This window comes from Streptomyces sp. RK9, assembly GCF_045070545.1.
Taxonomy (GTDB): domain Bacteria; phylum Actinomycetota; class Actinomycetes; order Streptomycetales; family Streptomycetaceae; genus Streptomyces; species Streptomyces alboflavus.
Window position 1 is genome coordinate 1760774 of the sequence record NZ_CP173704.1, and the last position, 12572, is coordinate 1773345.

Here is a 12572-nt window from a genome sequence, read left to right on the forward strand (position 1 = left end):
GTTTCAGAGCAGTTGCCCGGCCTGCATCGGGTCGGGCACTGCCTGCCCTGTTTCGGCGAGGATGCGGTCGGTTTCCTCGTGCACTGCGGTCTCGTCCCAGTCCGGGTGCAGCGCGCGCACCTTGGTCTCGGTACTGACTGCTTCGGCCTGAGTGAGCAGGGCAAGGGTCTGCGCGGTGCTCAGGGGATCGTCGCTCACCACGGGGGCGAACTCAATCCGGGGCCGCTCGACTGTAAGGCCCGGGGTGAACAGGGCACGGTCGAGCATGAGCAGGACGTGCAGCATGTCGGCGACCTCGGGTGACCAATACCGCCCCTTCTTGCCTCGCGTGGTCATGCTGCGCCGCTCACGCGCCTTGACCTCTGTCGCAGTGACGGCGGTGCTCTGGTCGCCGAGCCCGAACGTCTGCGCCGAGTATCCGGCGGACAGAACGGCCTGCCGGGTGACAGCCTCGGCAGTCTGTGCGTGTTCGGCGACCCTGATTGCGAACTGCGACAGGGTGATTCCGCCTGCCTCGGTCGGCGGGATGTTCAAGAGCTGCCAGATTTCCCGATCGTCATCGAACGAGGCACCGCGGCCCGGTCCGTGATCGCGCAGGTATCCGTCGGGCACGAGCAGCCGCGCGCGGGCGAGCCGCAGATCGCGAATCCAACTCGACCACGTCGTATCGAGAGCATCGAACAGGTCGTACAGCGGGGCGGCATAGTCCGAGCGTCCGAACGGGCTGCCGCGGTGGCGCCGGCTCGGCCGGATATTGGGGATATACGCCGCGGTCAGCCGGTCGATGTCGGTCTCGATCGAGTCGCCCTCGGGGCCGAGCGAGTCGGCGAGGGTGGCGACCTCGGGGTGCTCCGTGAGCGGCACGCGTACGCCGAGGTTGTCGGCGGTGCCCTGGTAGAGCGCGTGCTCGATGCGGCCCGGGGAGTGCCGTTCGAGGTGCCGCCATACGGTGGCGGAGTCCGAGGCGAGCTCGTGCCAGAACGTCACTGTGGCCAGGCGGCCCCAGCGCCATTCGGGAACGGCGGCGTCGGCGTGCACGACGGTGAGCAGCGGGCGGGCGGCGAGCTCACGATCCCACGTGATGCGTAAGTAGACGCCGCCGAGGGCGGATGCGACCTCGGCCGCTTCGAGCAGGGTGTTCGCGATCCCGTCAGCCTCGGCGACCTCGTCGAGCCGATCCTGCGTCCGAGGGGCGGCGACTGTGAACGTCGGGGGCTCGGCAAAGAGCAGGTCCGCGGACGCGGTCGCGATGTCGCCGGCGAGCGGGATGTGCAGACGGGTGTCGCGCTTGCCCTGGTGCACGTCGCGGTCACGCGACCACAGCCGGCGCCGCCCGTCCTTGCGCAGCTCGTTGTCGCGGTAGACCCGAGTCAGCTTGTCATGATCGCCGCTGTACCACGCATCATCGATGCGTATGTCGCGGTACAACTTGGCCAGTTGCGGTGGCGGCCACGGGGCGCCGTTGGCAGGCAGCGGCACAAGTTCCCCCTTTCAATCACAGCTGGAGGGAACGGACAGACGGTTGCTAACCAATGCTGCGATTTGGCGGCTGGTTCTCCATCCGCGCACTACCGTCGACGGATGCACCGGGGCAACGACACCTTCAACGAAGTCACCGGCGGCCATATCCATGGGCCGTCAATCCAGGCGCGGGACGTCCACGGGAACATCAATGTCACTGAGCCGTCGGACCGGTTCCAAGAGCAGATGACTGCGGCCCTGCGCCAGGTCCGCCGAGAGGAAGAGGAGCGACTGCTAGCTCAGCAAGAGCACAGCGAGCGGATGAAAGCGCAGGAGAGCAATGCTCTGCTCGGCCTGTTCTTCCTGGGCTTCGCTCTCGCGGGCTTGGGGACTCTGGTCAACGCGCGCTCACTAGTAATGGCTGGTGGCCTCATGATCATTGCGGTGCTTTTCCTGGGATGGGACCTAGGTAGGAAGCGTGGCGGCTGAACACGAGGCAGATGCGGTCAGGAGGTGGCGCCACTCGTGCGCGGTGGAGTGGACGACGTAGCGCAGCGCGTCGACCGAGTGATCGTCGACCTTCGCGGGCTTGTCCTCGCCGCGGGCAGCGGCCGTCTCATCCCATACGTAGGCGGGCAGCTCGCCGAGCAGCCCCGCACATGAGCGGTGGATGCGCAGCAGGCCGGAGTCGAGAGCCACGGAGACGGACCGGATGCCGTCGAGCACCGCGTTATTCGCCCGTGTCACCCCGGGGTGACCGTCGGTCCAGAGCTGCACGAGGAAGCTCGCCGCGCTCGGGTCGATGAACGTCCACTCCGGGACGGCGTGGCGCCCGTCGAGCCAGGCACGCACCGCGCCGGAGTACGCGGCATCTGTCATCTGCCGGTGGGCTGCGCGCGAGTCGTGGCGCCACTCGCTCACCACATACAGGCGGTCGTCGTCGCCGAGGCCGAGCAGGACCGCGGCGAACGGATTGGTCGTGCCGTAGTCCACACCCAACCAGTACCGGCGCATAGTGGGCAGCTCGTCGACGACGTGCTGCTGCTCGTCGTACGCGTCGTAGATCGCGCCCTCGGCGACGACCCACTCGCCCAGGATCATGCGACGTCGCCACAGGCCGGTGAACTCCGCGGCCAGAGCGGCGACATACTCAGGCGACAACGACGGGTTGTCGGCGAGCTGAAAGTGAAACTCGGCGAGGTCGAGCTCGTGCGCGCGGTCGAGGTACTCGGTGCGCAGCCAGTGCTTCGGCGAGTCCGGGTTCGTCGTCCCGACGAGCATCGCGCCGGGGACGGACAGGCGGGCGAGCAACTGCCGGAAGAACGCCGCCGGGAGCAGCGTCACCTCGTCGCAGTAGGCGAGCGCCGCGGTCATGCCACGCAGCCGTCCCTCGGCCCTCGCGTCCGAGGCGCCGACGAGGTGCACAACGCGCCCGAGGATCATCGCGGTGGTGGCGCCACGGGTGTGGTGCACCTCGGCGGCAACGTCACCGAACAGCAGGGGGTCGGCGAGGGCATCGAGGCAGTTACGTTCGATCGTCTGCAAGCTGCGCCCGACGATGACGACCAGGCCTGAGGCGGGCGCGCGGCGCAGGGCGAGCAGGAAGCGGACGAGGCTCGCGATCGTTTTGCCCGACCGCACGCTGCCGTGCCAGATGTTGATGCGGGCAGTGGCGCAGCGGATGGAGTCGAGTTGCTTGTCGGACAGCGGCAGGGGGCCGGTCATCAGCCCTCCTCGCCATCGCCTCCGCTCTGCCCGAGCAGGGCGTCGGCGAGGCGGTCGAGCATCGAGCCGCCGCTCGTCCCGGTGCCGGTGTGGCGGGCGAGCTCGGCGACGCGGGCGTGCACTTCGGTCAGGGCGCGTGCGGCGGTGGCATGGTCGCGGGCATCGCGCGCGGACTCGGCGACGGTGGTCTTGGCGATCTGTCCGAGGGCGCCGTCGAGGGCGTCGTCGGCGAGTTGCTCGCGCCGTGCGGCAGCGTCCGCCCGGTGCGCCTCGGTGGCTGCGGCGACGCGAGCGCCACCGGAGAAGGTGAGTCCCTCGGCGGCGGCGATCTTTGAGACGGTGGCGGCGCCGCGCCGGATGGCGTGCGCGATCTGGTTGCGGCTCTTGCCCTCGCCGTGAAGACGGCGGACGGCCTCGTGGTCGCGGTCAGTGATCGGCTCGGCCACGCGCTCACCTCCCGACACGGGACATGCGTACGCCCCGCCGCGGGGGGTGCGGCGGGGCGTACGGGTTGAGGGGCCGAAGTTTCCGGGCACACCGGAGGCGCCTCCAACATTAGGTCACGATTCGATAACGAGTCAAGGGCGTTCGTGGCGCACAGGCAGAGTCGTTATGACTGGAAAGACCAGATATGAGGGCTCTCGGGGATCGATTCTTGCTGCCAAGCCCAATTGGGTCAGACGTAATTGCTGCGCCGCGATATTTCATCGGGAGTTCTTCGTGTGGCGCTTCGCGCAGGGTGGGGTATAGTTTTAGGGTCGATTTCGAACCTAAAAAACAGGGGTAGCGAGTGGTCGAGTGGAGCGTGAAGGAGGGGGACCGGCTCAAGCGCGTTGCACTGCACGAGGCGTACGGGGGGCGCCGGCAGGGAGGTATCGGGCCGTCACGCGTCTCGGCCAACATCCTGCTCTTCACTGACCCGTCGAAAGGGCGCCAGCACGGGTACTTCGACGGCTGGGGCGAGGACGGCTGCTACCACTACGCCGGCGAGGGCCAGCTCGGCGACCAGCGGATGACGCAGGGAAACCTCTCCATCCTCAACCACCAGCAGGACGGACGTGCGCTGCGCCTGTTCCAGGCAGCCGGCACCGGCACCGTCGAGTACCTCGGCGAGTTCCTGCTCGATACCCAAGACCCCTGGTACCGCACCGACGCCCCCGGCACGGACGGCGAACTCCGCAGCGTGATCATGTTCCGGCTGCGCCCGGTGGATGCCGCACTTCACAAGGGAGCGCGCCTCCCCCACACCCCCGAGCGAGAGCTGAGCGTCTTCGCGGTCGACGTCGAGCAGCAGCACACCGAACGCGCTCTGGTCGACCCGTCACGGGAGCCGTATGAGGCAGAGCGTCGGGAGGCGTCACTCGTCCGGGACTACGTCGAGCACCTCCGCAGCGAAGGGCACGACGTAGTCCGACACAAGATCATCCCTCGTGGAGTCCTCAAGGCCCTCTACACCGACATCTACGACGTCACCGACGAGGTCTTGATCGAGGCGAAGGGCACGGTTCACCGAGACGCCATCCGCCTAGCTATCGGTCAGCTCTTCGACTACCGCCGGCACATCATTCCGTCGCCGAGCGGTCTTGCTCTTCTCGTGCCCTCCAAGCCCGAGGAGGACCTTCTCGACCTTTGCACATCGGTCGAGATCAAAGTCATCTGGCCGGAAGGGGACGGCTACGCCCAGAGTCCTGGTTGATGAGTCGCAACGGCCACGCACAGAGGCCGAGCCAACCAGTCAGAAGCGAGGACCTCTCGCCCTCATGAAGTCTTTGCAGGCCACCCGCATTGTTTCCAGGCGCCGCGGGTGGCCCGCGCTCTCGCCCTTAGCAGACAGGAGCAGGTATCAGTATGTCCGACTCCGACATCGACAACGCCTCCACGACCGACACGGACAAGCCGCCCAAGCCCAAACGGCGCCCGCCCTCCCGTAGGTCCGGACGGCGGCTGGCGCGCACCGCAGCATTCGCCGCGGTGCGCGGGGCCGCAGGGGCTTTTGGCGCCGCGTTGGTTACCGCTGCGATCTGGTGGTGGCAGCGCCGCTAGCTAATGGGCGGCCCTGGCCCTGTCCAGGGCCGCCCACCGTCATGCGGCAACGTGTGGCGATCCGTCCCTCAAGATCAAGCGCGGTCACCAGCTTCGGCAAGGCTTCCCACCCCCACACACGCCGTCGCTTCTCATCGAGCGGCACGGGCGCGGTGCACTCCGATCCCGTCGAGCAGCTCACGCTCGGCGCAGTCTCCGGCCCGGTGTGCAGCTCAAGGTCGCCGCCGCACCACGGGCACGCCCGATCCGGCACCAGGGTGCTGCGCGCGTCGAGGCCGAGGGTGCGCAGTAGGCGCCCCTGGGCGATCCGCGCAGTACGCCGCGCCTCGTGCAGCAGATGCGGGGGCAGGGGAGCGAACGGGGGTGCGGCGAGGGTGCCGTCGAGCTGCTGCTCGGGCTCGGTGTCCTCGTCGAGCACGCGGCCCTCGACCCACACGCACGCGAAGTGCAGACCATGCGCCCGGCTCCCGTGGGCGTGTCGGATATTGGCGGCACCAGGGTCGGCGAAGTCCCAGCGCCGCGCGTCACGACCGCGCGGTGCGCGGGTCTGGACGGCGGCAGCGAGGGTGTCGGCGAGGTCGAACACGGCGCGCTCGACGGCGCGCCCGGTGTCGAGCGCATCTACGTTCAGCGGGGCGGGGTGCTCGCGCAGCACGAGCGGCGCCCGGTCCTCGACGACGAGCTGCTCGTCGTCGGCGGCGCGCATGGTGTGGGTGAGCTGCCGCGGGGGCCACACGTCCGCGGGCGGGGTCTCGATGGCGAGCAGCAGCTCGGCCCACTGCTCCCGGACCGTGCGCAGGGCGGCGACGGTCTCGTGCACCGCGCGGGCGTAGGTCATCGGCGCCCCCCAGTGTTGAGGCCCTGCTCGCGGCCGGTGCACGCGTGCCGTATGTCCTCGACGAACTGCTGCTCGCCGACGGGCAGACGCGCGGCGAGGGCGTCGACGAGCTGCTCGACGTGGGCGAGGCGGGCGGCGTACAGATCGCGGTCGGTCTCGGTCTCGACGAGGCATGTGTCGGCGGCGGCGAGGGTGCGGTGCAGCCGCATGGACGCCGCCTGATGGCCGCCCGCGCTGCGGCGGTGCGTCTCGTTCTCGGCGACCTCGGCCTCGACGGCGGCGCGCAGAGCGGCAGAGTCCTCGGGGGTGAGGGTGCCGTGGTCGGCGTGGGTGAGCAGGGCACGCAGACGCTCGCGGCGGGTGTCGCGGGCGATCTGCCGCTGCTCGCGCCGGTCGCGGCGGGAGTCGGTTCGGGTCATCGTGCGTCCCCCTCGTGCGATGTGGTGCGGGTACGGCCGGGCAGGCGAACGAACAGGCGCCGAGCGCCGCGGTTCTCCCGCGCGCGAGGCGCGACCGGTCGCGCGTGCTCGGTGGTGGTGATCTCCCATCCCTCGATCGCGAGACGGTCGAGTAGCTCGGCCGCGGTGAGTGTGGCGAGGTGGGGCTGCACGTCGAGTGCGTCGGTCAGGTGGGCAGCGATCGTGTCGCGCACGGCGGCGGGGGTCACGGGCGGTCTCCTCCGGACGTGTGGCGGGCGCGGCACTCGCGTGGGGCGGGCGGGGTGGACATGAGGCGGGCGAGACGCTGCTGCTCGTCCTCGACCCGCTCGGCGGCGCGGGTGGCGGCATCGATACGGCAGGGGTGCGGCGTCACGCGGATGCCGCGGCCCTTGCCCCGGGGCCGGTACCCGGTACGGCACGGCTTCTCGGGCTCGGCGCCGCACCAAGTGCACTTGTCGGCGTAGGGGTTGGGTTGCCCATCCGCGGCGGCGGCCTCGCGGGCTGCTCGGGCCTTTCTGAACTCGGCGAGCTGCTCGGCGACATCTGCCGGCATGTACCGGCGGGGGCCGTTGCCGACACCGGAGACGAGTGCGGCGAGACGCTTCTGTCCGGCGGGGTTGATCTCGTTCCGGTGCTGGGCGGGTGGCTGCTGCCCGTGGGCGACGGCGGTGCGCGTGCCGAGCAGTTCCTCGCGCCACGCCTGCGGATCGTCCGGGTCGGCGACCGGTACGGGGTCGGTGTGGCGCTGCATGAGCTCGGCCCGGTGCGCGGCCCACGCGGCGAGTACGTCGTGCGGTTCGATCGCACGGAACTGCGCGGAGAGGTCACCGCCGCGACGCTCGTAGTAGCGGCGTACGGCGTGCGAGGCATCCCAACGGACTTCGGGGAGGACTGCGGGCACGTCCGCCAGGACGCGGGTCCATTCGGCGATGGTGCGCGCGGACTGCTGCGGGTCGGCGAGGGCGCGGCGCACGCGGCTGTCGTGGGGGCGTGCGAACGACAGAAGGGCGGCGATCTGCTCGTCGGTCATGAGGTGGCGCCTTTCTGGGACTGGAGGAGCGCGAGGCCCGCGGCGAGGTTGTCGCTGTAGGCGGCGGGCGCGGCGCGAAGGGGTACGACGTTCGGGCCGGGGCGGGCGGCGGGGGAGTCGTCGAGGTCGCCCCAGACCTTGAGCCAGTAGCGGGCCGGTTTGGCCTCGGTACCGGGGGCGGTGCGGCGGGCGGCGAGGCCGACGAGAGCCTCGACGCCGTGCGCCTTCACAAGCTGCCAGAGGTCGCGCTGCTCGCCGAGACCGAGCGACCACCGGACGTTGATATCGGCCGCGGCGAGCGCGTCGGCGAGAGGGCGCAGTTCGGGTATCAGCGGGGACCGGGTCGCGCGGGGCTGCTGTTCTGCTTGGTGCTTGCGTTCATATGCGTTCTGGGGTCTCAGATCGCTACCCCTGGGGGTCTCGTTCTGCGACCCCTCAGGTCGCGTTTCGCTACCCCCCGGGGTCTCGTTCTCGGACCGGTCCGGATTCGCTACCGGTCGCGATTTCGGACCCCCGTACACGGGCGTATCGGAATCGGCCCGCACGTGGCCTACGGCGTGCGGCAGTTGGTAGACGGTTTCACCGCGCGGCCCGCGACGGTCCTCGGAGACCTTGAGCTCGCCCGAGACGAGCAGCCGGTCGACGGCACGGATCACGGACGAACGGGCCGCGCCGCTGCGCTGCACGAGCATGGTCGTACCGGCGTAGGCGGTGCACTGATCATCAGGGCACTTGTCTGCGATGGCGAGCAACACCATGCGGGCGGTGCCGCGGGCGGTCGACCGCGTCCATACCCAATCCATGGCGTCGAGGCTCAACAGTCCGTCTCCTTACAGGCGTTGGCGACCCTGGGGGCTCGGGCCGGTGGGCGAGGGCGGCGGGGGTGTGCAGTGGGCAGCGGTAGCCGGTCAGGTAGCGGCGTACACCGTCGATGGCGCGGCACGGGCGGCGTTCGGGGCCGATCCAGTGCCCGCAGATCATGCGGCGAGTTCGTCGTCGAGGTGGTCCTCGGCGCGGCACGTCCAGGGCGAGCACCCCTCGGGGTCCTCGTCGAGCTCGGCGTCGGCGACCTGACCGAAGACATCGGTCTGCCGCTTGGACCACTCGTGTGCCGTGACGCGGTCGATCGGGGCCTGGTCCAAGGGCTTCTTGGAACGGTGCAGGAACGCCTCGCCCCGCATTGCGTGGCCCATCGCCGTACCGCGGGCGTTGCCCGTTCGTATGGCGTGGTCGAACTCGACGGCGTCGGCCCACTCATCGGGGAAGTGATCGCGAAGCAGGCGCCACCGGGAGTTGCCCGAGAACGGGCACCCTACGCAGGCGCTCTTGGGCGTCGACTCCCAGCCGCGCGAGCGGAGGTAGCGTGCGCAGTCGTCGCGGGTCCAGCCCTCGCGCCCGTCCGCAGCCCCGCCGAGGTAAAGCAGGGGAAAGACGCTGCACAGGTAGCGGATGCCGGAGTCTTTGGCGCGGTGGAACTCATCGCGACTGATTCCGATCCACTGCTCGGCGAACACGCCCCGCGGCACGCGGGTGGGGTGGGGGTAGCCGAGCAGTCGGCGAACCTGGCGCTTGATCGGCTTCAACTTGTACTCACTCGTGCACTGGCGCCGGGAGAGCCCCTCTTGCTTCCCGCTGCCCTTGCAGCGTGGGCAGACGCCGGAGTACCGCTCGTACGTCCGGCCGTCGACCTCGCCTGTTAGATCCTCCACACGCCCTGGTACGTCGTCCTTGTGCCCGGTGCAGACCTGGCACGGCCCGAGCACGTGCAGGGGCATCGAGGCGAACCGGTGCGCGGGGTCGAGGGCGTCATCGCGGATGTTGCCCCCAGACACGCGGTAGATCGGGATACCGGCGGGCTCGGCGACCTCGCGTTCGAGGCGGTTTAGGTGTTCATAGACTGCGCGCGGTTCCCATCCCGTGTCTGAGAACACGGCGCCGTCGATGCGAGGCAGACGCCCCTCGGCGGCCAGGAGAAGCAGTGTCGTGGACTGGACTCCTGCCCCGAGTGACAGCAAGCGCAGGGCCGGGGTGTCCTGCTTGGCCAAGTCCGCCTCGCATCCCTGCTCGGTGGTCTCAGGACACCCGGTGAACTCCGCCGGAACGCCTGAGGCGACATCGGGGTCGCCAACGCCCGCGCGGCGGGCGGCGGGCTCCTGCTCGCGCGGCAGATACGGCGCAGCGACGACAACCCTGGCGGGCGTCAACAGGGGCGGCCTCTGCTGCGCGGCGGTCACTTCGTACCGCCCACATACCGGGCGTAGACGTGGTGTTCCTTGCGCTGACGCTTGCCCTTGCCGATGAGGACCGTGCACGCGACGGCCTCGAACGAGCCCGCGGGCGCATACGCGGCCAAGCGTGCAGTCTTGATGGCCTGTGCCGCGGACGAGGCGCGGCCGATCGATGTCGGTTTGCGCACCACGCCCCACACCTCTGGCCGCTCGCGCAACTTCGCGGCGATGAGTGCGTGCTTGGTGTACTTGTGCTGGGGCGGTGGCCCGATGAACTCGACGTCGCTCACGTGCTGATCTCCCTCATGCTGCCTTCGGCTGCTCGGCCTGCTCGGCGCGGGCGCGGTGAATGTGCGGGGCGAGAACTCGGCGGACGAGGTCGAGCTGCTCGGGCGTCGGCTCCGGCCATTCGTTGGCATCGGGCGGCGTGATCTGCGGCACCCGGTTGGCCATGGCTCCCCTTCCATGCGTGTGAGAACTCGAACAGTCACAGGCATAGACGCTGGCCGTACGGGCCATACGCCTGTTTCTGTTCTCGAACACGATCAACCGTAAGTGGCGCGGATGCGCACGTCAACGCACATCTCGGGGTGTTCAGCGCAGGTGATGACTGCTTAGATGGCAGCGTTTGTGTTTCTCGACGAGAACAGGAGCGGGAACGTGACGGAGCCGGAAGAGGGCGCCGGAACTCCCTTCGCCGATCTTGTGCGCGAGGCGCTCAGGCCTAAAGGGATGACCTTCCGGAAGCTGGCTGCGGGCGCCGTGGACCCCGCGAGCGGACACGCGATCTCGCCGTCAACAGTCTGGAAGGTGTCCGACGGGCAACCCATCCGGATTGAGCGCAAGGTCGTACGCGCTTTCGCCGCAGGCCTGGGCGTGCCGCTGCGCACGGTGCAGCTCGCTGTCGCCGAGGAATACGTCGGCCTCGTCGCAGACGACCCGCTGAACGCCTCGACGTCGGATGCGACGGTTGTGGTTGTGCATGTGCCGGGCCTCGCTGCCAAGGACATGCCCAGGGTCCGTGAAGTCCTGGCGCAGTTCGCGTCCGGCGACGGGCCCGCGCCGGAGGGTGGCCGCTCCGGCGCCTAGTCGAGCTCGCGCTCGGCGCTCGCGGCCGGGGAGCCCCACCACGCCATGAGCTGATAGACCGTGGCGAACCCCAACTCCTTGCACAGCCGCCGCAGATGCGTGTTCACAGTCTTGGTGCTGTACCCGAGCAGTGACGCTGCCTGCTGCTGATCATGCCCGCTGTGGAGCATGCGCAGAATGGTGCGCTGAATCTGCGTCGTCACGATGCCCTCTTCGGACGGGTCGGCGTACCAGTCCTCGGCCCGCGTCCACTCCAACTCGAAAGAGTCGGCGATGAAAGCGCAGATGGCTGGTGAGCGCACGACGTACCCGCCTGCGGTGACTGGCCGGCCCTCGGCATGGTCGGCGACGACGGCGAACCGCCGGTCCATGACCACGCAGCGCATGAACATCGCACTACGCGTGCGGTAGGCGCCGCCGAGCGGGGACATGACGTCGACCCGCTGTCGTACGGCCGGGTTGCTGCGTGCGCTCACGTGGTAGAGCGTCCGCATGGCCGCGCCCCGGCGCAGGGCGTCAGCGTCGCGGAACATCGACTTCTCCAGCACCGTGCGGGGGCGCTCACCCGGCTGCGCAGCCAGGATCTCGGTGGTGGCGGCGTCGACTGCCGTGGCGATGGCCTCGTTGACGGCGTCCACGCCGTCCAGCCACTGAACGGCCATCTCCCCCCGCGGTTCCTCGCGGGGGTTCATCGACCGCAGATCAGCAATCAGCGCCGGTATCTCAGCGATCCGGGCGACGGACTGCCCGAGTGCGTCACTCTCTGTCTTCAGCAGCCGCCGGGCGACCCGCCCCGCAGGCACCAGCAGGTAGCGCCCCTCTTGCAGAGGCTCACGGATGACCAGGCCCAGAGCGAGCAGTTTGTCGAGCTCGGGCGTGTGCCGGTGGACGAGTCCCCCGTCGGCAATGTGCCGGTACAACTCCCGTTCGCACTCGGACATTGCGAGCGAGTCGTGAAGGGCTTGTGCAGTCGAAGTGACCACCGGATTGTCCACTTTTGACCCTTCGTCTTCTTGAACTTCCGGTGTTTTACCTGGCAGTTCGCTTGAATGTTGACCCATTGAACATGGAGCGTAACCCTTCGTAGAGGCATATGCCGCACGACTGTTCGATAGGCAACACCACACCGAAGGGGAGGCCAAGCATGGTCCGTACCAACAAATTCCGGAAGCTCCTCGCACCCCTCCTGCTCGCCGCTGCACTTGCAACCGGCTACACCCTCACAACCCCCGACGAGCCGAGCCACAGCATCCGCGCCGACACCTCTTGGGGCACCCCTACCGACGACACCTCTTGGGGCTCGCCCGGTTCCGACGTAGATCCGGCCGCAAGCGCCACCCCCCAAATGGCCGATCGCGCCTCGCAGGCCAGCGGCGACACCTCGTGGGGCTAACTGCCCGCCACACCGCATCAAGCACGCCAGGAACGCGCACGCCCCTCCACCGAGGCGCACGGCGCAAGGGGGGCGAACGTGATCAACGTAATTCGAACCCGCCTCGACGACGGCGCACCCGCCCTCGTACGAGCAACCGCTGAAGACCTCACCATCGCGATGGACGACCGGCACATCACCCCCCACGGTGCCGCAGCCCTCGAACTCGCACTCAACGGCCTCGGTGGTAGCCCTGCCGCGCAGCAGCCCCCCACACTGCGGTAGCACGCGTGCCACTGGGAGCGCCGAACCAACATCAGGGCCGCGCGGAATGCTCCGCGCGGCC

Annotated in this window: 16 protein-coding genes; 4 read left to right on the forward strand and 12 right to left on the reverse strand. The window is 69.2% G+C overall.

Translation table 11 applies throughout. From position 1 onward, the window contains the following. Positions 1-3: 3 nt before the first annotated feature. Positions 4-1479: a phage portal protein gene (locus tag AB6L24_RS28120; protein ID WP_405659755.1), complete on the reverse strand. Its 1476-nt coding sequence runs from the start codon at positions 1477-1479 to the stop codon at positions 4-6. 102 nt (positions 1480-1581) lie between these two features. Between AB6L24_RS28120 and AB6L24_RS28125 the strand changes: the two genes are divergently transcribed. Next, positions 1582-1950 (forward strand): hypothetical protein, encoded by a 369-nt coding sequence (locus AB6L24_RS28125; protein WP_405659757.1) that lies wholly within the window; start codon positions 1582-1584, stop codon positions 1948-1950. Here the strand turns inward: AB6L24_RS28125 and AB6L24_RS28130 are convergent. Together AB6L24_RS28130 and AB6L24_RS28135 are read right to left on the reverse strand one after the other, a co-directional pair. Then, positions 1927-3186: a PBSX family phage terminase large subunit gene (locus AB6L24_RS28130; RefSeq protein ID WP_405659760.1), complete on the reverse strand. Its 1260-nt coding sequence runs from the start codon at positions 3184-3186 to the stop codon at positions 1927-1929. The two genes, AB6L24_RS28125 and AB6L24_RS28130, sit on opposite strands and share 24 nt — an antisense overlap. Next, complete coding sequence (locus AB6L24_RS28135; protein ID WP_405659763.1) at positions 3186-3632, reverse strand: helix-turn-helix domain-containing protein; 447 nt, start codon at positions 3630-3632, stop codon at positions 3186-3188. Before AB6L24_RS28135 ends, AB6L24_RS28130 begins: the two co-directional genes overlap by 1 nt. 344 nt (positions 3633-3976) lie before the next feature. On the opposite strand from AB6L24_RS28135, the gene AB6L24_RS28140 reads away from it, so the two are divergent. Further along, positions 3977-4882, forward strand: a complete 906-nt coding sequence (locus AB6L24_RS28140) for a restriction endonuclease (protein WP_405659765.1) — start codon at positions 3977-3979, stop codon at positions 4880-4882. A gap of 312 nt (positions 4883-5194) precedes the next feature. Here the strand turns inward: AB6L24_RS28140 and AB6L24_RS28145 are convergent, their stop codons facing one another. From AB6L24_RS28145 to AB6L24_RS28180, 8 genes are all read right to left on the reverse strand, one after another. Continuing rightward, on the reverse strand, positions 5195-6067 hold the full coding sequence (locus tag AB6L24_RS28145) for a hypothetical protein (RefSeq protein WP_405659767.1): 873 nt from the start codon (positions 6065-6067) through the stop codon (positions 5195-5197). Continuing rightward, positions 6064-6486, reverse strand: coding sequence for a hypothetical protein (locus AB6L24_RS28150; RefSeq protein WP_405659769.1), 423 nt, complete (start codon positions 6484-6486; stop codon positions 6064-6066). Before AB6L24_RS28150 ends, AB6L24_RS28145 begins: the two co-directional genes overlap by 4 nt. Further along, positions 6483-6734: a hypothetical protein gene (locus AB6L24_RS28155; protein ID WP_405659771.1), complete on the reverse strand. Its 252-nt coding sequence runs from the start codon at positions 6732-6734 to the stop codon at positions 6483-6485. The genes AB6L24_RS28150 and AB6L24_RS28155 overlap by 4 nt, the downstream gene beginning before the upstream one ends. After that, entirely contained in the window at positions 6731-7537 is an 807-nt protein-coding gene (locus AB6L24_RS28160; protein WP_405659773.1) for a hypothetical protein, read from the reverse strand. The genes AB6L24_RS28155 and AB6L24_RS28160 overlap by 4 nt, the downstream gene beginning before the upstream one ends. Continuing rightward, positions 7534-8355 carry a hypothetical protein gene (locus AB6L24_RS28165; protein ID WP_405659776.1) on the reverse strand — a complete coding sequence of 274 codons (822 nt, stop codon included), beginning with the start codon at positions 8353-8355 and terminating at the stop codon, positions 7534-7536. The genes AB6L24_RS28160 and AB6L24_RS28165 overlap by 4 nt, the downstream gene beginning before the upstream one ends. A gap of 159 nt (positions 8356-8514) precedes the next feature. Next, on the reverse strand, positions 8515-9516 hold the full coding sequence (locus AB6L24_RS28170; RefSeq protein WP_405663386.1) for a hypothetical protein: 1002 nt from the start codon (positions 9514-9516) through the stop codon (positions 8515-8517). Positions 9517-9767: 251 nt separating this feature from the next. Then, positions 9768-10055: a hypothetical protein gene (locus AB6L24_RS28175; protein ID WP_405659779.1), complete on the reverse strand. Its 288-nt coding sequence runs from the start codon at positions 10053-10055 to the stop codon at positions 9768-9770. 13 nt (positions 10056-10068) lie between these two features. Continuing rightward, positions 10069-10218: a hypothetical protein gene (locus tag AB6L24_RS28180; RefSeq protein ID WP_405659782.1), complete on the reverse strand. Its 150-nt coding sequence runs from the start codon at positions 10216-10218 to the stop codon at positions 10069-10071. 207 nt (positions 10219-10425) lie between these two features. Between AB6L24_RS28180 and AB6L24_RS28185 the strand changes: the two genes are divergently transcribed. After that, the gene (locus AB6L24_RS28185; RefSeq protein WP_405659784.1) at positions 10426-10854 is read left to right on the forward strand and encodes a hypothetical protein; all 429 of its coding nucleotides are present in this window, start codon (positions 10426-10428) and stop codon (positions 10852-10854) included. Here AB6L24_RS28185 and AB6L24_RS28190 read toward each other — a convergent pair. After that, a complete protein-coding gene (locus AB6L24_RS28190) occupies positions 10851-11849 on the reverse strand; it encodes a LuxR C-terminal-related transcriptional regulator (protein ID WP_405659786.1) in 999 nt (332 codons plus the stop codon). The two genes, AB6L24_RS28185 and AB6L24_RS28190, sit on opposite strands and share 4 nt — an antisense overlap. A 476-nt stretch (positions 11850-12325) precedes the next feature. Between AB6L24_RS28190 and AB6L24_RS28195 the strand changes: the two genes are divergently transcribed. Further along, the gene (locus AB6L24_RS28195; protein WP_159399602.1) at positions 12326-12511 is read left to right on the forward strand and encodes a hypothetical protein; all 186 of its coding nucleotides are present in this window, start codon (positions 12326-12328) and stop codon (positions 12509-12511) included. Positions 12512-12572 lie beyond the last annotated feature (61 nt).